Below are 23,160 nucleotides of genomic sequence, written 5' to 3'. Positions count from 1 at the left end.
ACCAATTATAGTGGGTTATCAGTTGAAGTCAAAAATTATGCATTGCGTTTAGCTACGACTAACTCCTTAGCTAATTCTGTAGCTCTTTCTCTTGCATCAGCCAAAATTTCTTCTGCACGATCTGGAGCTGCTGCCATACCTTCTGTAAATACATGATGATAATCAGTAATTCCGATGAATGCCATCACACCTTGAAGATATCCGTTCGTGAACTCGAATGCTTGAGCAGGACCTTCAGAATACACACCGCCACGAGATTGAATGTGTACGGCAGTCTTCCCTCCTAATAATCCAGCTGGGCCGTTCTCCGTATATTTAAATGTCTTACCTGCCATTACTACGTTATCGATATATGCTTTAAGCATTGGAGGATAGCTCAAGTTCCACATCGGTGTGTTGAATACATACATGTCTGCAGAAAGGAATTGTTCTAAAATTTCTCCCATACGGTTTGTTTTTTCAACTTGTGATGGAGAAAGCTCTAAGCCAGCAGCTAATTTACCCCAAGCATCTAGAACATCTGCATCAATAAAAGGAATGTTCTCTTCATAAAGATTTACCGTTTCGATTTCAATGCTTTCATTTTGATTAGTTAGTTCGTTTAAGAAGTGACGTCCTAATCGAAGTCCGAAAGATTGATCCATTGGTTTTGGATTTGAATTAATATAAAGTACTTTCATTTGTGATTCTCTCCTTTTAATATCTGTTGTAATTAGTGATTAACTTCTCTTTAGTAAGTTGATTCCTTTACATCATAATTCCATAACTTACTTTTGTCAAGCACTAAACTTTTAATTATTATCATAATTTATTTTAGTGATTTTTTTCCAATAAAAAACGCTCTCTAGCTAATAGCCAGAAAGCGATAAGGGGGAGCGAAATTCAGTGTTCCATCAAAAGGAACTAGTGCCTTTATAAAAATTATATTCTTCAAGGCCGTCAAAACATTGCAAACGGTCCCCGATCGTTAAACCAAAATCAATATAAGCATGGCTTTTTGCTGTTAACAGATTTTTATCTTCTACAATCTGTTTGGATTGATAAGTACCATTCAACCAGCTGTTAGTTTTAGCAAATTCATCTTCGTGCAAAGAAACGGTATATGATCTGCCGTTTAATATGCCGGCTCGTCCTAGAATAACTGCGCCGTTCCCAATAGCTGCAATCTTAATATTCTCTCTGTTGAACACTTGCAACAGATGCAGAAGTCTCGGATTCCCTTGTGTAAATGCTTGTTTTCCTCCTGGAATGATTAGCATCTCATAATCAATAGGGCTAATATTCTTCATCTTTATCGTAGGTTGCATCAGTAAACCACATTCACTAGTAACAGTTCCTGGCAACAGCGAGAAAGGCAGCACTTCGTATTTTTTACCTATGATAGATAAAGTCGTCATTACTTCAACTTCTCTAAATTGTGGATACAAATAGACAAGTACTTTCTTTTTCAAAGGTATTCACCCATTCCTGTTACTTTTCTACCCGTCTTGCTGGGAAGAGGGTGTATAATTATTGTAACAGGATGCCGACTTGCTTTGTATTGGGAAAATTGAAGGAGAACATGTGCTTTCTTTTTAGTAAAATACAAGCAGTTTTCCCAACTTATTAGATAGAATTGATAGGTTATCTATATAACCTCATGTTCTAAAGTGTCTTTTTTCTGGTATGAATGTAGGAATTTACGATTTAGGAATGCTATCAAAAAGGAAAGAAAAAACAGAAAGCTCACGAGAATATATGTCTCACGAATCCCAAATTCTTCTGCAAACCAACCGAGTATTAAAGTCGCTATTCCAAATGTCCCATAAACAAGTGTTCCATGAGATGCGTAAACTTTTGCAAGCTGTTTATCTCTATAGGATTCTTGGATCAGAGTGTTTTGAGAAACATCACGCGCCATCTGCGGAAACCCAAAAACGAATGAAACGATTAAGGCAACCCAAGCTGATGAAGTCAAACCGAACCAGACGTTTAGTAACATCAAACAAACTGTAGAAGTCATAATAACAAAACCTAGATGCGATTCCATCTTCTTAGAAAAACGATATACTACGAGACCCGCTACCATCATCCCTGCAAAAAAAGATGCATTAATGTAACCCCACCATGCTTCTCCTTTTCCGATCGCCGTTTCAACATAAACATAAAGGATCGCGGCAATCCACACCCCATGACCGAAGTTTTCAAGCACATCCATAACCGTTAATGTGGTAAGCTTTTTAGATTGAAAAATCAGTTGCCAACCTTCTTTCATCGTGTGCCACTTGGATTCTTGTGATTGAACGTTCTCTTTTTCGTTAACCTTTATTTGTGTTGTAAGTAAAGTCGCTGCTACAAATAAAAGAAAAGTGACCCAGAGCATGTTTTGTTCACCCCATATCACTAAAAGCACACTGCCTAGTGGCCAGGATAAAAGCATAGAGGTCTGGTTGGCAATACTAATAAAACTGTTTGCTTTTACAAGCTCAGAACTTTCTACGAGATCAGGTATCATTGATCTTCTTGCAGGATTTCCTATTCCTTCGAGTAGAGAAACAACGACGATTAAAACATATAAAAGAGCATAAGTTATACCAGTATGTATGCCATATAAACTCAATAAACATAAACAGAATAATAACCCTGTCTTAAGGAGCAGCGTATTGATCAGCAAACTTGTTCGTTTGTACGTTTCAATAAATAAAGGGGCAATAAAACCTGAGACGAGCAAGGACATCGTCTTCGCAAATGGAATTAAAGCCATGTGCAGGACAGATCCCGTTTCATTATATACAAGTGTAATTAGACAAATAATGTATAGAATGTCTCCTAAATTTCCGAGCGCCTGTCCACTCCATAAAAAATGAAAATAGCGATTTGCTTTGATCATAAATATGTATCATCCTTCTTATGGTAATATAAGCCAAACAAAGTGTACCACACGACAGATGATTCCGTCTTTGGCGGTGTTTGAGTCGTAGATGAGGTTGTTGATATATGGTTTGTGGGCTGGGTGAAATTTTCGGGAATGAATCACATATTCCTTCGTATAGATCATAAATTCCCAACATCGATCATAAACCCTCGGTATCGATCATAAATCCCTAAATAACAGAAATCCGTTATTGTCGTACACAAGAAATTCCCACAAAACCCTCTCTTCACTTCTCTACCTATAAAAACCCTTCAAAAAAAAGCTGGCCCCTAAATAGGCCAGCGAACACAATTACCCTTATTTATGTCCTCTTCCTTTTGTCAGATGGCAGGGTACTCCTTTGCCTATAGCACCTGGCTGTGACATTCTTTCCATGTAAGCTAATCCTCTTACGCATTGAGTCTTACAGGCGATACATGTCTCACTTGTAACCATCTTTTGTGTGTGCTGGTATTTGTTAACCTGACTGTCATATTTATTTTTTATTGTCTTCTTTGCATTTTTTTTAGCCATATATGTGCCCTCCCCCTGAATCCTAAACACAGTGTATGTAGGAAGAGGGGCTTTTGACATACGTAAAATAAAAAAACTACCCAATGTACAGGTAGTCTTCATCATGTTCAATTTGATATTGAATCCTTTGCCGTTCTGCGAGTGACATGATGTAGTCACTGTCTGACTTGTCATACGCTAATAAAAACTCGTGCAATGGCATGTTATATTTGTTCCAGACCACTTCCATCAGCCAGTTTTGGCTGATCATAAAATACTCACCATTATAACGGTCTACTTTTATGGTATTGCCTACATACATCCATAACACTCCCTTTCAAAGAGGTTAAATATGCATTAGGTCTTACGGTTGTACCTCCATTATATTCCTTTTATCAGAAAAGTCAAAAAGTAATCGTCTGAATATATAATATACGGGTACATTTACTACTTGACGCAAATTGTGGCAAAGAAATTGTAACCCTACTTGGGAAGACTAGACATAACGATAAATTGATATAAAATTTATAGTAGAATACGTCTCATGACCTATGACAAATAAACCATAATATGGTAACCTCAATAAGGTGTATTTCAAAACGTGTAAAACCTTTAAAAACGGGAATATGTTAGTTAGCTGATGATATAGATAAAGGAGTAGTTCGTATTGCGTATTATAAAAGAGAATATTTTAGCTTTATGTCTTCTCCTCTCTATCCCTTTACTGAATATTATTTATCAAGTATTAAATCATGGGGAACGCGGGGCGAGGCAACTTATTACAGCAGTGGATCACCAAATCCCATTTGCAGAGATTTTTATAGTACCTTATGTACTTTGGTATGCTTTTATTTTTCTAATGTTTGTTTACTTTTGTGTTTATGACAGAGCCATTTATTATCGGACCTTATTAAGTTTTTGTGTGGGAATGCTGGTATGTTATGTGATTTATTTCTTTTTTCAAACCACGGTTCCCCGTCCCGAATTAGTTGAAGGTGGCATACTCACAAAGATGGTTCAGTATGTTTATGGCGCTGACCAACCATTCAACTGTTTTCCAAGCATTCATGTTTTGAGTAGTTATCTCATGATATTAGGTATTCGCCATAGTAAGATGTGGACGATAAGAAAAGATATCATTGTCTCAACCATTGCTTACAGTATCATCTTGTCGACACTTTTCGTTAAACAACATGTTGTACTAGATGTCGTTGCTGGTATTTTACTTAGCAGCCTGCTTTTTAAACTGTTTTATTATCTTGAGGCTGAAACAGTATTCAGCTTTTTCAAACGAATGTTTAAAACAAAACTTCAAAGCACAGAAAAAAGTTAAGGTGAAGAACTGCTTTTATATAAGCGGTTCTTTTTTTGTTCTTGCAGCTTAAGAAACACCATTTACAAAACAATTTTCATGTACAGACATAACTAGGATTGAAGGCAAATATGAATAACATGGGAAGGAGTGATTACGATGAGGGATGCACAAACGAATGCAGTTGACCAAGTTCGTGCAGATAACATGCACCAAATGTGCAAGTCTCACATGTATTACCATGTCACGATCAAAACGCGTGACGGTCAAGAAGTCGAAGGCATTATTACTGATTTAGATAAAAAAAATGTATATATGATGGTGCCGCAAAATATGATGCCTGCAGAAGAAACGCAGCAACAAACCCCTCAAACAGAACAAACATCTCAGGCGAGTGAACCTGGACAGCAGAGCCAACAGGGGCAGCAACAACAAACAAATCAGCAGAATCAGCGCCAATGGAATGGAAATCCGTATTACCGACGATATTATCGTCAGATTTTCCCGCTCGCCACTCTTGCAGCTTTGTCTTTATACCCCTATTATCCGCCTTACCCGTATCCTTATTACACGCCCTATCCATATCCTTATCCTTATTATTAAAGCAGACCGCCTGAAACTCACAGGCGGATTTTTTTATGATTTCAAATGATTAAAAACGGGAAGTGTACAAGAGTCACATTAATTAAGGAGGTAATATAATGGCTAATATTTTGGTTGTATATTATAGCTCTTATGGTCATATTCATGAGATGGCACTAGCAGCAGCAGAAGGTGTAAAGCAAGTTGAAGGCATGGATGTAAAAGTGGTAAAAGTTCCTGAATTTGAAGTTACGAAAAAATACATGTCTCAGCAAGATGCTTATGTAAAAGCACAAAAAGCACAGGCTGATATTCCTGAGGTTACACTTGACGATTTAAAATGGGCAGATGGTATTGTATGGGGAATTCCAACACGATACGGCATGATGCCAGCACAAATCAAACAATTACTCGATTCTGCAGGCGGGCTCTGGGCGAATGGTGATCTAGAGGGCAAAGCCACTGCCGTGATCACAAGTTCAAATACAATACATGGTGGACAAGAATCAACAGCTATTACTTCTTTTGTCCCACTCATGCATTTTGGAATGATATACGTTGGTCTTCCTTATGGAGAAAACCCTGAACAGATGACCTCAGAAGGCATCGGAGGTTCACCTTATGCGGCTTCGACGGTTGCAGGAGCAGATGGCAGCCAACAACCTCAAGATGCAGAAAAAACAATGGCTTCACGATTAGGCAAACGCGTGGCAAAAGTAGCAAAAGCACTTAAAGGTAACCTTTAATAATGCTTAAATAAAAAAGCCCCTCCGATTGGAGAGGCTTTTTCACATTTACTTTACGTCAAATCCTTGATCTTCAATCGCTTCACGCATTTCGGCATCTGTCACTTTCGAGGAATCTACTTCTACATCCACTTTTCCAGTTTCTAAGTGAACCACTACGTTTTTCACTCCATCTAGTTCATTTAGTGCATTCGTTACTGACGCTTTGCAATGGCCACATGTCATGCCTTCTACATTTAATGTTTTTGTTTCCATCATCTTTTCCTCCTAAATATTGTTTAAGTTTAATCGTTTTAAACGCAATGCGTTAGTAACCACAGATACAGAGCTAAAAGCCATAGCAGCCCCGGCAACCCATGGTTCGAGGAGACCGAATGCAGCGATTGGAATACCTGCTGTATTGTAAAACAATGCCCAAAATAAGTTCTGCCTAATATTTCGCATTGTCTTACGGCTTAACTCTATCGCTTTTGGAATATGATTCAGATCCCCGCCAACAAGCGTAACATCAGCCGCTTCAATCGCGACATCTGTTCCTGTACCGATCGCCATTCCGATATTAGCAGTCGCGAGTGCTGGAGCATCATTGATCCCATCACCTACCATCGCAACTGTTTTCCCTTTATCTTGAAGCTCTTTCACGATACGTGCTTTATCTTCGGGTAACACTTCAGCGAATATCTCTTTAATACCCACTTCTTGAGCGATCGCAAATGCCGTTCTCTCGTTATCACCTGTGATCATATACACATCAATACCCTGTTCTGTTAAAGAGTTAATCGCATCTTTTGAAGTTTCTTTCACCGTATCAGCAACAGCTATAACCAGAACGAGTTCTCCATCTACAGCTCCAAGCATAGCTGTTTTTCCTTCGTTCTCATATGTCTCAAGAAGTGCTTCGTGCTCTTTGTATTCTACATCTTTTTCTTTCATGAGCTTTCTTGTTCCGACGAGTATGGTTTTTCCACTCACGTTAGCTTCAATCCCATATCCCGGAATAGCATGAAAGGACTCCGTTTCAATGAGAGGAATATTCTGTTTGTCTCCGTACTCAACGATGGCTTCCGCTAAAGGGTGTTCAGAACTTTTCTCTGCTGAAATCACGTGAGATACAAAACCCTCTTTTAACTCTGTGAGATCTGTCACTTCTGGTTTTCCTTTTGTAACCGTTCCTGTTTTATCTAGTAGTACAGCATCAATTCTTTGTGCACCTTCTAGATACTCCCCGCCTTTGAACAAGATTCCCTGCTCTGCTCCTTTACCTGTTCCAACCATAATGGATGTTGGCGTTGCAAGACCAAGTGCACATGGGCAGGCAATCACTAGAATGGCAATGCTGACTTCAAGTGCTTGAGGCAGATTTCCTGGATCAACAAGGAAATACCAAACCGTGAAGGCCATTATTGCAATACCCACAACGATTGGCACGAAAATACCAGAGATATAATCCGCCATTCGTTGAATAGGTGCTTTTGATCCTTGAGCTTCTTCAACAATCTTTATGATTCCCGCTAGAGCCGTTTCTTTCCCTACCTTTTTAGCCTCCATACGGAGTGTGCCGTTCTTGTTGATTGTAGCCCCTATAACGGTTTCACCTTCTGTTTTTTCAACAGGTATCGCTTCACCAGTAATCATACTTTCATCGACGGAAGAATTACCAGAGAGGACGGTGCCATCGACCGGTATTTTTTCGCCTGGCTTAATGAGCAGCATATCTCCTACTACCACTTGATCTAAAGGAACCCTCTCTTCCTTTCCATCTCGAATGACAGTAGCTTCTTTTGCTTGCAGATTCAAAAGTTTAGAAATCGCCTCAGTTGTCCTACCTTTTGCGAGAGTCTCGAAATATTTACCGACTAAGATTAACGTGATTAGAACAGCGCTCGTTTCAAAATACAGTTGTGGCATGTAGTCTGGGTTACCGAGCGTTTTAAAGGCTTGAACAACGCTGTAAAAAAAGGCTGCAGACGTTCCTAATGCAACAAGAACATCCATGTTCGCACTCTTATTACGTAGTGCTCGAAAAGCACCTACATAAAACGTCCCTCCGATATAAAATTGGACAACTGAAGCAAGAAGCAGTTGGAACCAAGGGTTCATTAAAACAGATGGCATTGAGAGACCAAAATCCCATGGCATATGAGCAAACATCGTATATAGAAGTGGAAGAGACAAGATGATAGAAAGAATTAACTTTCTTTTCTTTAACGTGATCTCTTCTTCCTTCTTCGTCTTTTTCGTTACGCGATCTTGTTGAGTAGTCGCATGATACCCAAGTTTTTGTATCTTATTTAACACTTCATCTACGGAAACAATCGACGGGTTATATTCTATCGATCCCGTTTCACCCGTTAAGTTAACGGTAGCACTAGAGATACCTTCCATACGGTTTAAGCTTTTTTCAATTCGTGTAGAGCATGCTGCACAGGTCATACCCGAAATATCAAGATCTACTTTCTCTTTAACTACTCCGAATCCTAGCTTTTCAATTTTTGCTTCGATCTCTTGAAGGCTGATCATCTGAGGATCAAATGATACAGAGGCTTTTTCCATGGCTAAGTTGACGTTAACATCGACATGGTCCATTTTGTTCAGCACTTTTTCGATTCGAGTTGAACAAGCTGAGCATGTCATGCCCGTGATTCCTAGATTTACTTTCTTTTGGCTCATGGTCTTCACCTTCTTTTATGATTTTGAGAATTGCTTAATGACTCTCATTAACTCTTCTATAGCGTCTTCTCCATCACCAGATTTTATCGCATCAGCCACACAATGCTGGGTGTGACTTTCCATCAATTGAAATCCTACTCTATTTAACCCTGCTGTCACAGCAGAAATCTGAACAAGAACATCTATGCAATAACGATCGTCTTCTATCATCTTTTGAAGACCACGAACTTGGCCCTCAATCTTTTTTAAACGGTTGTTTAAATCTTGTTTATCACTCTCACACCGATGTGTTTTTTGTTCCATATGAGTTCATCCCTTCGTTTTGGATGTTTACAGAGTTAGTATATACTATACCCCCCTATAGTATCAAATGTTCTGATTAATTTCTTCTTTCTTTTACAAAAATGTAGATACCTACCAACGCTACAACTCCTAAAATGATCTTTCCTTCTGTATTCCATTCCGATACGTTATACACTGAATATGCTTCAAGTACCAATGCTGGTATCTTTCCGATAGAGCTCGCTACAACAAAAGTCAAAGCTGAAACAGCCCCAATCGCACTTGCGAATGTAACAAATCCTGAAGGTACAAACGGCAGCAATCGTAGTGAAAGAATCAGGAGAAATGCTTCTTTCTCCCTTGCTTCTAACAACCTTACCACCCTGGGGTACCCTTTAAGCTTCTCTCTAGAAACTTGTTTAAATCCTTTCCTATAAAGTAGAAAGGCAGCCATTGCGCCTAATGCTTCTCCGATAAATGAAATGAATGTCCCGTACCAAAACCCAAAGAATAAAATATTTGCAGCTGTTATAAAAACAGTAGGAACAACACCTAGAATTCCAATTAATAGATTGAGTACGAGTGAAATTATAATCGCCCATTCGCTATACTCTTGGAAAAATTGAATAACGGTTTCTGACATGACATGCGTTCCTCCTAAAAAAAATCCTAACCTCATCCCCTTTATGGTACTAAAAAAGCCATGCAGCTGCATGACTTTTTACGTTCACTATTTTCTATTGTGAAGCAGGACAGTCAGACTGATCAATGTTACAAGAATTGTAGCACCCATATCAGAAAGGATTGCAATCCAAAGTGTGAGCCACCCCGGAATCGTAAGCAGCAAAGCTAAAAGCTTCAACCCAAGTGATAATCCGATGTTCCACTTGATGATTGTATTTACTTTCCTTGAAACCTGTACAGCATCTGGAAGTTTTCCTAAATGATCTTGCATGAGTACAATATCTGCCGTTTCGATCGCACTATCTGTTCCTTTTCCCATCGCTATACCTAGGTCAGCAGTAGCTAGTGCGGGAGCATCGTTGATTCCATCACCAATCATAGCTACTTTTCCATGCTTCTTTAGTGATCTAATCTTTTCTACTTTATCTTCTGGCAGCAGTCCACCGAAGAAAGAAGACACTCCCGTTTTCTTAGCAACTTTATCTGCAACAAGTGGGTGATCACCAGTCAGCATGACCGTTTCTTTTATTCCTTTTTCATGAAGAAGAGAGATAATGTCAGGACTTTCTTTTCTAATTTCATCAGCAATAGCAAACACACCAAGAATTTCAGTGTCACTTGCAACAAGGACGATCGTATTACCTTCTTCTTTAAATGAATCGATAACACTTTTTACGTCCTCACTCGCTAGCGTACTGCCAATTATTTTTTCGTTTCCTAGCCTATACGTTTTATGATCAACTACCGCTGTAATTCCTTGACCACTAACTGTAGTCATTTCATCCGCTTCTACTTCTTCAGCACCAACTTCCCGACACTTTGCTACGACTGCTTTTGCAAGGGGATGAGAAGATGACTTTTCAATCGCATAAGCTACTTTATAAAAATCGGGATGAAACGATTTCTCCGCCACAACGTGCGGTTCACCTAGTGTAAGCGTACCTGTTTTATCAAAAGCAATGACATTTATCTTACCAAGCTGTTCAAGATAAGCTCCACCTTTGATCAAGATTCCGTTTCTTGCATTAACTGTAATCCCAGAAAGTATCGCGATCGGCGAGGATAGAATGAGTGCACAAGGACAACCGACGATCAATACCGCAAGACCTTGGTAGAACCATTCACCCCACGGTTCATTTAATAATAGTGGTGGTACTAACATAACTAGAGCTGAAACAACCATGATGATTGGTGTGTAATAGTTTGCAAATCGATTAATAAAAAGCTCTGTTGGTGTTTTAGATTCTTGTGCTTCCTGAACAAGAGCAAGTATTTTAGAAAGCGCTGATTGGTTATACGTCTTCGTTATTCTCACATGAAGTACACCTTCATTATTGATGCTGCCACCAAATACGGTCTCTCCATCTTCTTTTTCCACCGGAAGTGATTCACCCGTAATCGCCGCTTCGTTCACAGAACTTTTTCCATAGACAACAACGCCGTCTGATGGAATCTTTTGCCCTGTTTTTACAAGTACTACATCATCCACTTCTAGTTCTTCAATAGAGATGACTTCTGTCTTCCCGTCTCTTAATAAAAGTGCTTCTTTCGGTGCTACCTTTAAAAGGGATTCCATCGAGCGCCGTGCTTTTTCCATTCCGTAAGATTCAAGCAGTTCATTAATACCAAAAAGGATAGCCACAAGAGCAGCTTCTTTCCACTCTCCGATGGCAACTGCACCAACTAATGCTACTGTCATTAAAGTGTTAATATCAAATTTTAACTTCGTCAGATTTCGAAGACCTTTTAAAAACGTCGAATAACCAGAAGCTATCGTCGCAACAGCATAAAATACTATGGAGATATACGTAATGTTCAACATATGTTCTGTTATAAGTGCTGCAATAAAAGAAGCAACGGACACATACAACCCGATCATTAGCCAATTTGGACCCTTAGGCTCTCCGTCTGATTCAAAACGTACATTCTCCGACGAAAGAATAGAACGTACGCTGTCCATGTCCATGTTTTCATCTAATACAATTTTACTTGAGTTAAATTGAACTTTTGCTCGTTCTCCACCAGGAAGCTGTTGAATCTGTTCTTCCAGCTTTAATGCACAATGGCCACAAGATAGTCCGGTGATCTTATGCTCTTTCATTAATGGTCCCTCCTTTCGTTAGTCGTGTCTCGCATGATGTATAGATTGATGCAGAAGGGTCATCACATGTTCATCATCTACTGAGTAAAATAGTGTTGTTCCTGCACGTCTGAATTTTACGAGCCTTAAATTTTTTAAAAAGCGTAATTGATGGGATACGGTTGACTGCATAAGTGACAGTTCTTCTGCAATTTCAGAAACGTTGCATTCTTTCTCCCCTAAAAGGTGCAATATTCGAATTCGGGTTGGGTCCGAAAGTGCTTTAAATGTTTGAGATACGATAAATAGTGTTTCCTCATCAAGATGTTCATATTTGTTTTGTTGATCAGTCATGAAAACAGCCCCCTATATTTCGGCTTTGTTTATTATATGAACATATGCTCATATATGTTACTTAGAGTGTACCGAAAATTTTGGAATTGTGCAAAACAAAAAGAAGCTAAATATCTCAGCTTCTTTAAACATTGCTTATTTCATGTCTTTTTAATCGTTGTTTTCTTCCATATGTCAGCGAACGCCACACCCATTCAAGCGGACCCATGTAATACCTCTCTATCCACCACTTTGAAAAAAGAACTTGGATAGCAAAAATAATGCAAGCGAATATAACACCAACAAATGGTCCAAATTCACCGTACAGACCTAATCCATAACTATAGAAGAACGTTGTCGCAATAATGGATTGAGTTAAATAATTGGTAAAAGCCATTCGCCCTGTAAATTGAAAATAGTTAAACAAACGTTTACATCTTCCGCTTCGATAAAGAAGAACGATGCTAGAGATGTAGAAGATACTCATCATCGCACCTCCAAACTCATACCCCCATGACATCGCAGTTTCATAACGCCAATCTTCCCCTTTTGAAGGAAAAAAAATCACAGCAAATATTTTACTGCCTGGACCTAGGATCAATGTTAACAGCCAAATCTTCCATAATTCTTTGTTCGTGAACGTTCTTTTCTTCGCTGCATAAGCACCGAATAAAAACATCGGCAAAAGTCCAGCTATAAAAAAGAGAACGTACCGGTTCAAATCTCCCCATTCACGAATTCTTTCCTTCATGATCTCAAGGTATGTACCTTTGCTATACACTTCAATGGATTGAAAGATTTCTTGTTCATTGAACTCATTTTGAGCGCTTTGATACGATAGAGCTGCGCCACTAGTCCAATAATCATATGTTAAGGTAGTCATAAATAGGCTGTACAATGTTATTAATACGAAACCAGTTATGATTAATACTTTCTTATTTAAGCGATAGAAGATCAGCATGAACAAACCTACTATCGCGTACATGATCAAAATGTCACCGTACCAAAAAAACAGGACATGCAGAATGCCAAAGAGAAGCAGAACAAACTGTCTTCTTAGAAAAACAGGAACAAACCTCATATTTTTGGCTTTCGCTCTTTCTGCCATCAATACGATCCCGAACCCGAATAAAAAGGAAAACATCGTAATAAAGTTTCCTTGAACAAAAAACTCTAGCAGCACATTTGTCCAAACATTATACGGCTCGTCAAAATACTCATAACTTAAAGAACGGATGGGTGAATCAGGTCCTGAAAAGGACTTCATATTTACGAGTAAGATGCCAAAAATGGCTATACCACGCATGATATCTAATGATTGAATTCGTTCTTGATCTCCGACTGGTCTCCAATTCATAAAGAACCCCACTTAAATTTTTTTTCCATGATTCCACTCCCTTTGGTTTATTTTACCGCAAATAGGCAAAAAAGTTAGAATATGAGTCATTATTTGCTATTCTATAAAGAACAGATCAAGGATTTGGGAAGGATGAAAGCGGTTTTGAAAAAATATACCTTAACGGTCGTTTCAATTGTCTCTATTACAGCTACATTATTATGGCTGTTTGGTCTTGGCTGGACATTACAAGATCAATTTTCTGCTAATAAAAAAGTTTCACAGCTCAAAGAAAAAACCGAATCAACTTCAACAGAAAAGCAAGACGGCACACTTACAATTTTTGCATTAGGTGATTCTCTTACTCGCGGAACGGGCGACGCAGATGGAAAAGGTTATACAGGCTATCTAACTGAGCGCTTAAAAGAAAAAACAGATCAAGATATTAATCTCCTAAACACCGCCATCAAGGGAGAAACATCTAGAGGTCTTCTGAAGCAGCTTCAACAAAGTGAGATCCAACGTCAAGCCAAACAAGCTGATGTTATTGTCATGACGATTGGCGGTAATGATCTTTTTCAACAAGGAGCAGCACTTGAGAATTTAGACAATAATGCGATTAACGGTAAAAAACAGATCTATTTAAGTAATGTTAAGAAAATCTATACTCAGCTTAGAGAACTGAATCCTGACGCAGTCATCTATCATGTCGGATTGTACAACCCTTTTAGCAACATGCCTGATTCAAAAACGACTTCATCAATCGTTAGAGACTGGAATTTTCAGTCTGCTGAAACTGCAGCTGGCTTCAATAACATCGTATATGTACCTACCTTTGATCTCTTTCAGCTTCAAGTAGAAAACTATCTATATACCGATCAATTTCATCCTAACACGGAAGGTTACAAGCTGATTGCTGAACGAGTAGCCTCACTGATCAAATTTGAACAGGAGGAGAACGAATCATGAGTCAAATACCTGCATTAGAAGTAGAGAACCTAACGAAGAAAATTAAAGGCAAGCAGATCATAAAAGGTGTATCATTCACACTTGTTCCAGGAGAAGTCTTTGGTTTTCTTGGGCCGAACGGTGCTGGGAAAACGACTACGATTCGAATGATTGTCGGTTTGATCTCTCCCACTTCTGGAACGATTAAAATCGGTGGTAAGAATGTAAGAACTGAATTTACTGAAGCGATGAGACATCTCGGCTGTATTGTTGAAAACCCTGAACTGTACCCGTATTTAACAGGCTGGGAAAATCTTGTACACTTTCAAAAAATGGATTCTTCCATTCCAAAGACAAGATTGAATGAAGTCATCGAACTGGTCGGATTACAAAATCGGATTCACGATCGTGTAAGCACCTATTCACTCGGTATGAGACAGCGTTTAGGTATCGCTCAAGCTCTTTTAGGCAAACCAAAAGTTCTTATTTTGGACGAGCCAACAAATGGTCTAGACCCTGCTGGTATTCGTGAGATGCGTGAATTTATACGACAATTAGCAAGAGAAGAGAACTTAAGCGTTCTTGTATCTTCTCATTTGCTTAGTGAAATTCAGCTGATGTGTGATCGAGTTGCGATCATATCAAAAGGGGCGGTATTACGAACAGACTCTGTTGATAACTTATTGGCTGAGCAAGAACGTGTGATCTGGCGCGCTGAACCTCTTCCACTCGCTAAAGAGATTCTTTCTCTAGAAACAGAAGTTACGGAAGGCCCAGATGATACGTTGATCACGTTATATAATGAGCCACTGCTGCCAGATTGGAACGAGAAACTCGTAAATGCTGGTGTGAAGGTAAAAGAAATGAGAACTCAGCTTCCTTCTTTAGAAGATCTGTTCTTAGAAGTAACAGGAGGCGAAAGCATTGATTAATCTTGTCCGGAATGAAATGTTAAAGCTTCTTAGAAAAAAACGCTTGTATGTCATCATCTTGATCATCGCGTTCCTTGTTCCTCTTTTTACATATGCTCAGTTTAAAGAGATTCAAGATCAACGTGAGAAGATGGGGAATCAAGATTGGCGTACCACGCTGCAGCAAGAGATCACTGACACACAAAACCGATTAAGCTCGAGCCGTATTCAAGATGAATGGCGTAAGTTTCTAAAAATTAGACTTTCTCAGCAACAATATTATTTAGAGAACGATATCGATCCACGTGCTCCAGGTGCACCTACGTTTATGCGTATATTCGTTGAGAACTCGATCGATCTACTTCTCCCGTTACTCGTCATGGTCATCGTGGCAGACCTCGTATCCTCTGAGTCAAGCGGAGGAACGATAAAGCTCTTGCTCACTCGTCCTGTTAAACGATGGCGCATTCTGCTTAGCAAATATTTAGCGATGCTGCTCTCGATTTCATTCATCGTTTTATCCGTAGCCGTTCTATCGTATGGAATATCTGGCGTCGTTTTCGGATATGGGGGATGGAACATGCCTCTTTTAACAGGATTTACGGTTTCTGGAGATGAACTTTTAACTGAAAATGTACACATCGTCCCACAATGGCAATACATTCTGATGGAGTTTGGCCTTGTATGGTATGTTTGTATGATTGTCGGAACACTCACCTTCATGCTGTCCGTATTGTTAAGAAGTACTGCTGCCGTTATGGGAATCATGCTCGCTTCACTCATTGCTGGAGCCATTCTAGCAAACATGGTATCTTCTTGGGAAAGCGCGAAATATTTCTTTATGGTAAACCTGAACCTTACGAACTATGTGAGTGGAATGGCAACTCCAATCGAGGGGATGTCGTTAGGTTTCTCGATGAGCGTATTAGCCGTCTGGGGAATTGCTGGGTTCATCATCGCTTTCGTTACGTTCTCTAAGCGAGATATCTATTAAAATAGAAAAAAAGAAAGGAAACCGAAGTCGGTTTCCTTTTTTATGTGACTCGTTTCTAGTTTTTTGAAGGTAATCTGTCCGTTCTCGTAGTTAATCTGTCGGATTGATTCCTTAATCTGTCCGATTCAGAGGATAATCTGTCCAATCGAGAAGATAATTTAGCCATTCGACACCATTATCTGTCCAATTGCTACATTTACTAGATTTTAAAGTGTTTGATCATTTCAGTCAAAGCTTGTGAAGCATCGTTCAATTCTTCGGCTGACTGAGAAACCGTGGATAGTGCCCGAACTTGCTCTTCAGAAGACGCACTCACTTCTTCACTTGCCGCTGCAGATTGTTCGGCTACGGCTGCGATACTTTGAATAGACGCTACTACTTCCTCTTTATAGTTGTTGATCATCTCTACTTCACTCGTAATTTGTTCGATGGACTTCACCATATCTGCCATCGTACCTGAGATTTCTTTAAAAGCAGACTCTGTATCTGTTACGGTCATGTTTTGATCGTGAGCGATTCTTTTCGTATACGCCATCTCATTTACAGCACGCTCTGACTCTTCTCCTATTCCGGAGATCGTCTTACGGACTTTATCTGCAGCAATAGCAGATTGTTCCGCTAATTTTCGTACCTCATCGGCAACGACCGCAAAACCACGCCCGCTCTCACCCGCTCTAGCAGCTTCAATACTTGCATTTAATGCGAGTAGATTGGTCTGATTCGAGATTTCAGTAATCGATTGAATCACTTGTTCAATCTCTTCTACTTTAACAGCAAGTCCAGAAATGACAGATTCGATGTTTTTCAAAACCTGGTTGCTTTCTCCCGTTTTTTCACGTAAGACGTCCATTTGTGAGATTCCTTTTTTATTTGCAGCCTCAGCTAATAAAGACAATCGAGTCATCTCTTCTGCTTGTTCGTTTACTTTTTCGATCTGTAGAGATAAGTCCATCGTTCGACGGTTTGTTTCATCGGCATCTTCAGCTTGTGTTGTAGCACCAGAAGCAATCTCTCTGACAGCTCTAGAAACCTCTTCACTTGCTGCGATCGTTTCTTCTGACACGGCACTCAAGTTAGAAGTAGATTCATTAACAGTTACAACAGAATGGCTGACCGACGTAATCAGTCCCCTCATGTTTTCGACCATAGCGTTAAAATGATGAGTGAGTGTCCCCACTTCGTCTTTGGATTTCGCTTCAACAGAGACGGTAAGATCGCCTTCTGCTACTTTTTGTACTTGTGTCTGTAATCTAGTAATCGGATTTGAAATACTTTTTGCCAATATATAGGTTACGCCTAATGCAACGATGACTGCGACCGACGTAAAGATTAGTATCATATTTAATAGCTCTTCAGCATCTTTTAGTAGTTCTTTCTGGTCATAGACAAATCCAAGCTTCCAGTTCGTGTCGGCTATCGTCGTATAATAGAGCTCTCGGTCTTTATTCTGATAGGTATAGGAAACATTTCCTTTATCACTTTTATATATTTCTTTAATAAAAGTCTCTTTACTTAAATCTTTTCCTTGTTGTGTCGGATGAACGAGTGCCATACCTTTTGGATCAAGAAGCACTGGATATCCTTTGTAGCTGACTTTAGTTTTATTAATCATGCTCGTTAGTCCAGCAAGATTCAGATCAAGACCAACTACACCAAGAACCTCATCTGTTGCAGGATCTAACACCGGTTTCGTAACCGTTACAACATATTCACCAGAACTTGCATCTTCATATGGTTCCGTCCATATCGTCTTTTCTGGTGATTGTTTGGCCGTTTGATACCATGGGCGTTCAGTAGGATCGAACCCTTCTGGAAGCTCAAGTTTTGGAGTCGTTTTGAACTGTTTGGTTTCTGCACCTACGTATAAGACCGCAACGTTTTTATTGAGACCCAAAAAGTGCTTGAAGTCCTGATCTACAACCGGCCAAGCTGCATTTAGACCTTTGGCTTCATCCGTTTTTAATGTTTTTAAATAATTGATAAGTCTGCTATCCTGGCTGTATCGATCGATCGTATTTCCATAAGATTTCAGATACAGCTCTGTTGAGGCTTTAACTTCGCTTGAAAGACTTGTTGCTTGTTCGTTGCTGTTACTTTCAAGTTGTTGTTTTGTTTGAAAATAAGAAAATAGCGATACAGACAAAAGTGCAATGGCAACTAGAATACTTACAGAAAGCATGATCTTCGTTTGAATTCTTTTAAACATCTGCTTAACCCCCATTTATCATCTAAAACCCCTTACCTACATATCGACATCTAGTTATAAATGATTTAAGAAATAGGTCTAAACAGGTACAAAAGAATCATTTTCAACTTAAAAACTTTAAAAATAAGTACTTTTCACCTAAATCCAAACAGAGTTTTACAAATACAAACACAAAAAAACCGCACGAGGCGGTTTTCTTAAGCTTCTTTTCTAACGAGGTTCTTTTCAGATGCTCTGTCTTCAGCTATTTTTCTTTTCTTAAGTGTTCCTAATCCTAGAACAAGAAGAACAACAAGAACTTCAAAGCCATATTTGACAAATCCATTCTCGAAATAAGGAGCCATGAATTTTTCTCCAACGATCATCTTAGAAGCCGTCCATGCAAGGACACCTGCTCCAATTGTAATGATGAACGGGTATTTATCAATGACCTTTAGGAACAATGTGCTTCCCCAAACAACAATCGGCACTGAAATCAGTAAACCGATTACCACCAGTAAGAAATCACCATGCGCAGCACCTGCGACGGCAAGAACGTTATCAAGACCCATTACCGCGTCTGCAATAATGATAGTTCTAATCGCTGCCCAGACATTGTTTTGTGCTTCAATATCATGATCTTTCTCTTCGATCATCAACTTATAAGCGATAACGACAAGAATTAGTCCACCTGCAAGCAGCAAGCCTGGAATCTTCAGGAGCCATACAACTGCAAGTGTTGCAGCTGCACGGATTACAATTGCCCCTACTGTTCCCCAGATGATTACTTTCTTCTGATTTTCCTTCGGCAAGTTTCTAGCTGCCAAGCCGATTACAATTGCGTTATCACCAGCTAATACTAAGTCGATAACAACAATCGCCAATAAGGCCGACCAAAAATCGGGTGTTAAAAAATCCATTCAAAAAATCCTCTCTGTTAAACATCTGTTTAATCATATCCATATAGTCAATGAAAGCAGAATAATAATTTCATTAAAGAAAAATAAAAAAATGAGTAATTACGCACACTTTATGCCCTGCCAGGCTTATCCACTTCTACATATAATAATAGCAAAGGGGGTGTTTTTTATGCGTTCATGTTCTTGCAGATGTAAGCCTAGATGCCAATCCTGTGTAAACTTTTGTGGCGTTCCATTATTTTGTCGAGACATTCATCCTTGCTGTTTTCCTTTTATTCAGCCTCAACCTACACCAGTAACCTCTCCTTTAATTGTTGTTTGTAGTTGCCATCGTTGCTCACAAAGACTCAGGTAGTATGTTTTAACAGCAATTAGACTGTAACTTCACATCACTGATACGATTGAGTGAACGTTTTGTTTCAAAAAAAGCGTTCTTTTTTTTTATTAAGGGAATAATGCAGGATAGATTGATAAGATCCATTTATTGGGGGTGTCCTCGTGCATTGGTTTATGAAACAGTGGTTTCACCGTTTCTTTCAAGATAAAGTATTCGATCTTTCTGCACAGCTTGCTTATTACTTTCTAGTTTCTCTTTTTCCTTTTGTTTTTCTCATTTTTACTATACTCAGCTTCCTGCCTATATCTTCTTCTTATGTACTATCACTTTTTCAGTCTATTGCACCAGAAGAAGCATATGCTTTACTAGAGTATAATCTAGTCGCTGTATTGGACGAGCATAGAGGAGATGTATTATCTGTTTCATTAATCATTATGATATGGTTAGCAACAATCGGAACGCACGCAATCATCCGTGTCTTCAACCAAGCCTACCAAGTTGAAGAGAGCCGACCTTTTATTAAAGAACTCATATTAGGCATGTTTCTTACATTCGGCCTTGTGATCGCAGTTATTACTGCCCTTTTACTGCCGGTCTTTGGTCGAAACATTGGGATTTACATATTTGAACGCACAGGATTTTCTCATCCCGTCTGGCACATTTGGGAAACAGCACGCTACCTTATAGGTTTCTCTGTGCTCCTCTCCATTTTCTCAGCACTCTATCGTTTTGCGCCAAATGTAAGATTAACGTTCAGAAACGTGTGGCCTGGAGCTATTTTTTCAACTGCAGGCTGGCATCTATTTTCTTACTTATTTTCTTCCTATGTACTTATTTTTGACTACGGTCAGATATACGGAAATTTAGGCGCATTATTAACATTAATGGTGTGGTTTTACCTCTCTGCCATGATCTTAATCACGGGTGGACAGTTGAATGCGATACTTGCATTAAAGAGGGAATTAAGAAAATAAGAAGATTTTTGAAAACTTCAGTTTCTGTGATTGACATTTTCACATTATCGTAACATCATTGTGTATATATGAAGAATTAACATCTTTTTTTCCGGTCATAATGGATAGTAACGAAAAATTTGCTGACCGGCTAAAATTACGGAGATCGGGGCTGGAAAATGACTGTAAAAAACTTAATCTTATTACTCATTTTGCTTGCCGGAATCGTCATCTTTGTCTTTTACAGTATACCTCTCCTTCTCGCATTGCTAACTGCTATAATGCTAGAACCAGTAGTGAAATTGTTTATTAGACTATTTAAAGGCAGACGATTATTGGCCGTCACTGCTACTTTTATCTTGTATCTTGCGGGACTTGGTATTTTCTCTTACTGGCTTACGACAACGCTCGTTATTCAGGTCATCGAGTTTATCACTGTTCTACCATCTTATTCCGTTCATCTGTTCGAAGTGGCAGAGAATACATTTTATGAAATGGAAAACTTTTATGCTAGCTTACCTCCTGAAGTGGTAAGAACACTTGAAGAGGGATTAGTAGGTTTAAAGGATTATGGCGTTGAAACAGCAAAGAACTTAACATCTGGTATCTTAGGGCTGATCACAGCCATACCTGGATTGCTGATCTACTTTATTATCTATGTAGTAGCCGTTTTCTTGTTTTCGTTGGATCTTCCGCGTTTGTATGCTGAGTTTCTTAACCTGTTTACAACGGCAGCCCGTGAAAAAGTTGAACTGGTCTTTAGTCAATTATCTAGAGCAACGGTAGGATTCTTTCGTGCTCAGATCATCTTAAGTTTTGTTACATATGCATTGGCTTTGATCGGACTAATGATTTTAGATGTCGAGTATGCTGTGATTCTCGCTCTTTTAATTGTTATTGTTGATATACTTCCAATCCTTGGAACAGGTTCATTCCTTGTCCCATGGGCCGCTTATTCATTCTTTATCAACAATAATGACCATCTTGCATTCGGACTTCTGATCATGTTCGGAGTAATTACGATTGTTCGAAGAATCATCGAACCAAAAATACTTGGTTCAAGTCTTGGTATATCTGCTCTAGCAGCTCTCGTATCCTTATATATCGGATTCCAGCTTCTTGGCTTTATTGGATTGATTGTCGGTCCCGCTATCGTCATCATTTATGAAGCATTAAGAAGTGCAGGGTTTATCAAAATAAAGATTGATTTCTAATAAAAACGTGTTTCCTGTAATAGGAAACACGTTTTTTTGTATTTATAGGTTAGAAACACCTGCAATGTTGGGAATTATAAAGAATAAGTAAAAAAAATGAGAAATTCATACGAATACTTTATAAGGTGAATAATTATTGGAGGAATATCGATGAGTACTGCTATAAAAGAACGCGATTATTATTTTGACAACGCAAAGTTTATTCTAATTTTCCTTGTCGTGTTCGGGCACTTTATTTCCCCGATAAAAAGTCAAAACGAGTGGCTTTACACGATCTACAACTTTATATATACCTTTCATATGCCTGCGTTTATTTTGATAGCGGGATTCTTTACAAAAGGTGTTTGGCGTGACGGTTATCTTCCAAAAATCTTTAAAAAGGTTTTGATTCCTTATTTGGTATTTCAACTAATCTACAGCTTTTTCTATTATGATTTGTACGGTAAAAGTGAAGTTAAGCTAGACTTCTTTTCTCCACATTGGACGCTCTGGTTCTTATTAAGTCTAGTTTTCTGGAACATACTTTTAAAAGTCTTTGTGAAAATGAAATATCCGCTCGTACTTGCCATAGGTATAGGAGTTGCAGTAGGCTACATTCATGATATTGGTACATTTTTAAGTCTCCTTCGAACATTTGTCTTCTTCCCTGTTTTCTTGCTTGGACATCTGCTTGAAAAGAGAGACTTCAAAAAGATTTTACGTCCGAGAGCCAAAATCGTCTCAGCTGCTTTCTTAGTCGTACTATTTGTTACGTATCATTTTATTTTTCCTAACGGAACAAAAGAATGGCTCCTCTCGTCATCTTCTTACTCGGAAATCCTTGGATACAACGATTGGTATGGGGGTATTGTCAGACTTGCTATGTACGGTGTCATGTTTGCGGCGACCTTCAGCTTTTTAGCACTTCTGCCCCGCAGAAGAATGTTCTTCACTGAATTCGGTGAACGCACATTATATATCTATCTGCTGCATGGATTTGTGTTGAAATACTTGTTTACAACAGATTTATTTGCATCTATTGAGGAAAACGGCGCATACTTTATGCTTCTGTTCTTAGCTGTTATCGTAACTTTATTTCTAGCTAGCAAACCCGTTATCGCACTAACACAGCCGTTTATAGAGCTACGTTGGTCTAAGCTTAAAAAAATGTTAAAACCAAAGCCCTCTCAGCCTAGAGAGAGCTAGTTTTCATAAAGAAAACACCGCTAAGCCGAAATGGCTAGCGGTGTTTTTTCGTTCCGATAAGAATATAATAAATAGAAAGAGT

General features: G+C 38.9%; 23 protein-coding genes. 9 read left to right on the top strand and 14 right to left on the bottom strand.

Going from position 1 to position 23,160, the window contains the following annotated elements; translation table 11 throughout:
- Window positions 1-35: 35 nt before the first annotated feature.
- The 5 genes from IHV10_RS01280 to IHV10_RS01260 all read right to left on the bottom strand — a co-directional run bounded on the left by IHV10_RS01280 (window position 36) and on the right by IHV10_RS01260 (window position 3,728).
- The gene (locus IHV10_RS01280; protein WP_197126966.1) at window positions 36-680 is read right to left on the bottom strand and encodes an FMN-dependent NADH-azoreductase; all 645 of its coding nucleotides are present in this window, start codon (window positions 678-680) and stop codon (window positions 36-38) included.
- Between the two features lie 213 nt (window positions 681-893).
- The gene (locus tag IHV10_RS01275) at window positions 894-1,451 is read right to left on the bottom strand and encodes a DJ-1/PfpI family protein (RefSeq protein ID WP_197126965.1); all 558 of its coding nucleotides are present in this window, start codon (window positions 1,449-1,451) and stop codon (window positions 894-896) included.
- Between the two features lie 176 nt (window positions 1,452-1,627).
- Entirely contained in the window at window positions 1,628-2,869 is a 1,242-nt protein-coding gene (locus IHV10_RS01270) for an MFS transporter (protein ID WP_197126964.1), read from the bottom strand.
- A 342-nt stretch (window positions 2,870-3,211) separates the two neighbouring features.
- A complete protein-coding gene (locus IHV10_RS01265; RefSeq protein WP_197126963.1) occupies window positions 3,212-3,427 on the bottom strand; it encodes a hypothetical protein in 216 nt (71 codons plus the stop codon).
- A gap of 76 nt (window positions 3,428-3,503) precedes the next feature.
- Window positions 3,504-3,728, bottom strand: coding sequence for a hypothetical protein (locus IHV10_RS01260; RefSeq protein WP_197126962.1), 225 nt, complete (start codon window positions 3,726-3,728; stop codon window positions 3,504-3,506).
- Window positions 3,729-4,073: 345 nt separating this feature from the next.
- Between IHV10_RS01260 and IHV10_RS01255 the strand changes: the two genes are divergently transcribed.
- From IHV10_RS01255 to wrbA, 3 genes are all read left to right on the top strand, one after another.
- Window positions 4,074-4,739, top strand: coding sequence for a phosphatase PAP2 family protein (locus tag IHV10_RS01255; protein WP_197126961.1), 666 nt, complete (start codon window positions 4,074-4,076; stop codon window positions 4,737-4,739).
- A 138-nt stretch (window positions 4,740-4,877) separates the two neighbouring features.
- Entirely contained in the window at window positions 4,878-5,321 is a 444-nt protein-coding gene (locus IHV10_RS01250) for a hypothetical protein (RefSeq protein WP_197126960.1), read from the top strand.
- Between the two features lie 98 nt (window positions 5,322-5,419).
- Complete coding sequence (gene wrbA / locus IHV10_RS01245) at window positions 5,420-6,046, top strand: NAD(P)H:quinone oxidoreductase (RefSeq protein WP_197126959.1); 627 nt, start codon at window positions 5,420-5,422, stop codon at window positions 6,044-6,046.
- A gap of 48 nt (window positions 6,047-6,094) precedes the next feature.
- Here wrbA and copZ read toward each other — a convergent pair whose 3' ends face one another.
- The 7 genes from copZ to IHV10_RS01210 form a co-directional block, all read right to left on the bottom strand.
- Entirely contained in the window at window positions 6,095-6,301 is a 207-nt protein-coding gene (gene copZ / locus IHV10_RS01240) for a copper chaperone CopZ (protein WP_197128141.1), read from the bottom strand.
- A 12-nt stretch (window positions 6,302-6,313) separates the two neighbouring features.
- Window positions 6,314-8,716, bottom strand: coding sequence for a heavy metal translocating P-type ATPase (locus tag IHV10_RS01235; protein WP_197126958.1), 2,403 nt, complete (start codon window positions 8,714-8,716; stop codon window positions 6,314-6,316).
- Window positions 8,717-8,731: 15 nt separating this feature from the next.
- Window positions 8,732-9,019 carry a metal-sensing transcriptional repressor gene (locus tag IHV10_RS01230; protein ID WP_197126957.1) on the bottom strand — a complete coding sequence of 96 codons (288 nt, stop codon included), beginning with the start codon at window positions 9,017-9,019 and terminating at the stop codon, window positions 8,732-8,734.
- Between the two features lie 76 nt (window positions 9,020-9,095).
- On the bottom strand, window positions 9,096-9,641 hold the full coding sequence (locus IHV10_RS01225) for a TVP38/TMEM64 family protein (RefSeq protein WP_197126956.1): 546 nt from the start codon (window positions 9,639-9,641) through the stop codon (window positions 9,096-9,098).
- Between the two features lie 87 nt (window positions 9,642-9,728).
- Complete coding sequence (locus IHV10_RS01220) at window positions 9,729-11,783, bottom strand: heavy metal translocating P-type ATPase (RefSeq protein WP_197126955.1); 2,055 nt, start codon at window positions 11,781-11,783, stop codon at window positions 9,729-9,731.
- An 18-nt stretch (window positions 11,784-11,801) separates the two neighbouring features.
- Complete coding sequence (locus IHV10_RS01215; protein ID WP_197126954.1) at window positions 11,802-12,116, bottom strand: ArsR/SmtB family transcription factor; 315 nt, start codon at window positions 12,114-12,116, stop codon at window positions 11,802-11,804.
- Window positions 12,117-12,240: 124 nt separating this feature from the next.
- Window positions 12,241-13,452, bottom strand: a complete 1,212-nt coding sequence (locus tag IHV10_RS01210; protein ID WP_197126953.1) for a DUF418 domain-containing protein — start codon at window positions 13,450-13,452, stop codon at window positions 12,241-12,243.
- A 144-nt stretch (window positions 13,453-13,596) separates the two neighbouring features.
- Between IHV10_RS01210 and IHV10_RS01205 the strand changes: the two genes are divergently transcribed.
- Genes IHV10_RS01205 through IHV10_RS01195 form a run of 3 tightly spaced genes read left to right on the top strand, consistent with a single transcriptional unit; the run spans window position 13,597 to window position 16,284 of the window.
- Window positions 13,597-14,400 (top strand): SGNH/GDSL hydrolase family protein, encoded by an 804-nt coding sequence (locus IHV10_RS01205; protein ID WP_197126952.1) that lies wholly within the window; start codon window positions 13,597-13,599, stop codon window positions 14,398-14,400.
- Entirely contained in the window at window positions 14,397-15,311 is a 915-nt protein-coding gene (locus IHV10_RS01200) for an ABC transporter ATP-binding protein (protein WP_197126951.1), read from the top strand. Before IHV10_RS01205 ends, IHV10_RS01200 begins: the two co-directional genes overlap by 4 nt.
- On the top strand, window positions 15,304-16,284 hold the full coding sequence (locus IHV10_RS01195; RefSeq protein ID WP_137790451.1) for an ABC transporter permease: 981 nt from the start codon (window positions 15,304-15,306) through the stop codon (window positions 16,282-16,284). Before IHV10_RS01200 ends, IHV10_RS01195 begins: the two co-directional genes overlap by 8 nt.
- Window positions 16,285-16,483: 199 nt before the next feature.
- On the opposite strand, the gene IHV10_RS01190 is transcribed toward IHV10_RS01195, so the two are convergent.
- Both IHV10_RS01190 and IHV10_RS01185 read right to left on the bottom strand, forming a co-directional pair.
- On the bottom strand, window positions 16,484-18,490 hold the full coding sequence (locus IHV10_RS01190; RefSeq protein WP_197126950.1) for a methyl-accepting chemotaxis protein: 2,007 nt from the start codon (window positions 18,488-18,490) through the stop codon (window positions 16,484-16,486).
- 197 nt (window positions 18,491-18,687) lie between these two features.
- Window positions 18,688-19,389: a TerC family protein gene (locus IHV10_RS01185; RefSeq protein WP_197126949.1), complete on the bottom strand. Its 702-nt coding sequence runs from the start codon at window positions 19,387-19,389 to the stop codon at window positions 18,688-18,690.
- A 498-nt stretch (window positions 19,390-19,887) separates the two neighbouring features.
- Between IHV10_RS01185 and IHV10_RS01180 the strand changes: the two genes are divergently transcribed.
- The 3 genes from IHV10_RS01180 (at window position 19,888) to IHV10_RS01170 (ending at window position 23,078) form a co-directional block, all read left to right on the top strand.
- A complete protein-coding gene (locus IHV10_RS01180; protein WP_197126948.1) occupies window positions 19,888-20,700 on the top strand; it encodes a YihY/virulence factor BrkB family protein in 813 nt (270 codons plus the stop codon).
- A 158-nt stretch (window positions 20,701-20,858) separates the two neighbouring features.
- Window positions 20,859-21,893, top strand: a complete 1,035-nt coding sequence (gene ytvI, locus IHV10_RS01175) for a sporulation integral membrane protein YtvI (protein ID WP_197126947.1) — start codon at window positions 20,859-20,861, stop codon at window positions 21,891-21,893.
- Window positions 21,894-22,043: 150 nt separating this feature from the next.
- On the top strand, window positions 22,044-23,078 hold the full coding sequence (locus IHV10_RS01170; protein WP_231618095.1) for an acyltransferase family protein: 1,035 nt from the start codon (window positions 22,044-22,046) through the stop codon (window positions 23,076-23,078).
- Window positions 23,079-23,160: the final 82 nt, after the last annotated feature.

It is taken from the genome of Fictibacillus sp. 5RED26 (assembly GCF_015903895.1).
Taxonomy (GTDB): domain Bacteria; phylum Bacillota; class Bacilli; order Bacillales; family Fictibacillaceae; genus Fictibacillus; species Fictibacillus phosphorivorans.
This window is presented reverse-complemented; position numbering and strand designations above follow the sequence as displayed.

Bases quoted from the DNA above. Each gene is read 5' to 3' on its own strand.
- IHV10_RS01280 (WP_197126966.1), bottom strand. From the start codon at position 680: ATGAAAGTACTTTATATTAATTCAAATCCAAAACCAATGGATCAATCT.
- IHV10_RS01265 (WP_197126963.1), bottom strand. From the start codon at position 3,427: ATGGCTAAAAAAAATGCAAAGAAGACAATAAAAAATAAATATGACAGT.
- IHV10_RS01260 (WP_197126962.1), bottom strand. From the start codon at position 3,728: ATGTATGTAGGCAATACCATAAAAGTAGACCGTTATAATGGTGAGTAT.
- ytvI (WP_197126947.1), top strand. From the start codon at position 20,859: ATGACTGTAAAAAACTTAATCTTATTACTCATTTTGCTTGCCGGAATC.
- IHV10_RS01235 (WP_197126958.1), bottom strand. From the start codon at position 8,716: ATGAGCCAAAAGAAAGTAAATCTAGGAATCACGGGCATGACATGCTCA.
- IHV10_RS01220 (WP_197126955.1), bottom strand. From the start codon at position 11,783: ATGAAAGAGCATAAGATCACCGGACTATCTTGTGGCCATTGTGCATTA.
- IHV10_RS01215 (WP_197126954.1), bottom strand. From the start codon at position 12,116: ATGACTGATCAACAAAACAAATATGAACATCTTGATGAGGAAACACTA.
- IHV10_RS01250 (WP_197126960.1), top strand. From the start codon at position 4,878: ATGAGGGATGCACAAACGAATGCAGTTGACCAAGTTCGTGCAGATAAC.
- IHV10_RS01190 (WP_197126950.1), bottom strand. From the start codon at position 18,490: ATGTTTAAAAGAATTCAAACGAAGATCATGCTTTCTGTAAGTATTCTA.
- IHV10_RS01210 (WP_197126953.1), bottom strand. From the start codon at position 13,452: ATGAATTGGAGACCAGTCGGAGATCAAGAACGAATTCAATCATTAGAT.
- IHV10_RS01170 (WP_231618095.1), top strand. From the start codon at position 22,044: ATGAGTACTGCTATAAAAGAACGCGATTATTATTTTGACAACGCAAAG.
- copZ (WP_197128141.1), bottom strand. From the start codon at position 6,301: ATGGAAACAAAAACATTAAATGTAGAAGGCATGACATGTGGCCATTGC.
- IHV10_RS01230 (WP_197126957.1), bottom strand. From the start codon at position 9,019: ATGGAACAAAAAACACATCGGTGTGAGAGTGATAAACAAGATTTAAAC.
- IHV10_RS01225 (WP_197126956.1), bottom strand. From the start codon at position 9,641: ATGTCAGAAACCGTTATTCAATTTTTCCAAGAGTATAGCGAATGGGCG.
- IHV10_RS01185 (WP_197126949.1), bottom strand. From the start codon at position 19,389: ATGGATTTTTTAACACCCGATTTTTGGTCGGCCTTATTGGCGATTGTT.
- IHV10_RS01200 (WP_197126951.1), top strand. From the start codon at position 14,397: ATGAGTCAAATACCTGCATTAGAAGTAGAGAACCTAACGAAGAAAATT.
- wrbA (WP_197126959.1), top strand. From the start codon at position 5,420: ATGGCTAATATTTTGGTTGTATATTATAGCTCTTATGGTCATATTCAT.
- IHV10_RS01270 (WP_197126964.1), bottom strand. From the start codon at position 2,869: ATGATCAAAGCAAATCGCTATTTTCATTTTTTATGGAGTGGACAGGCG.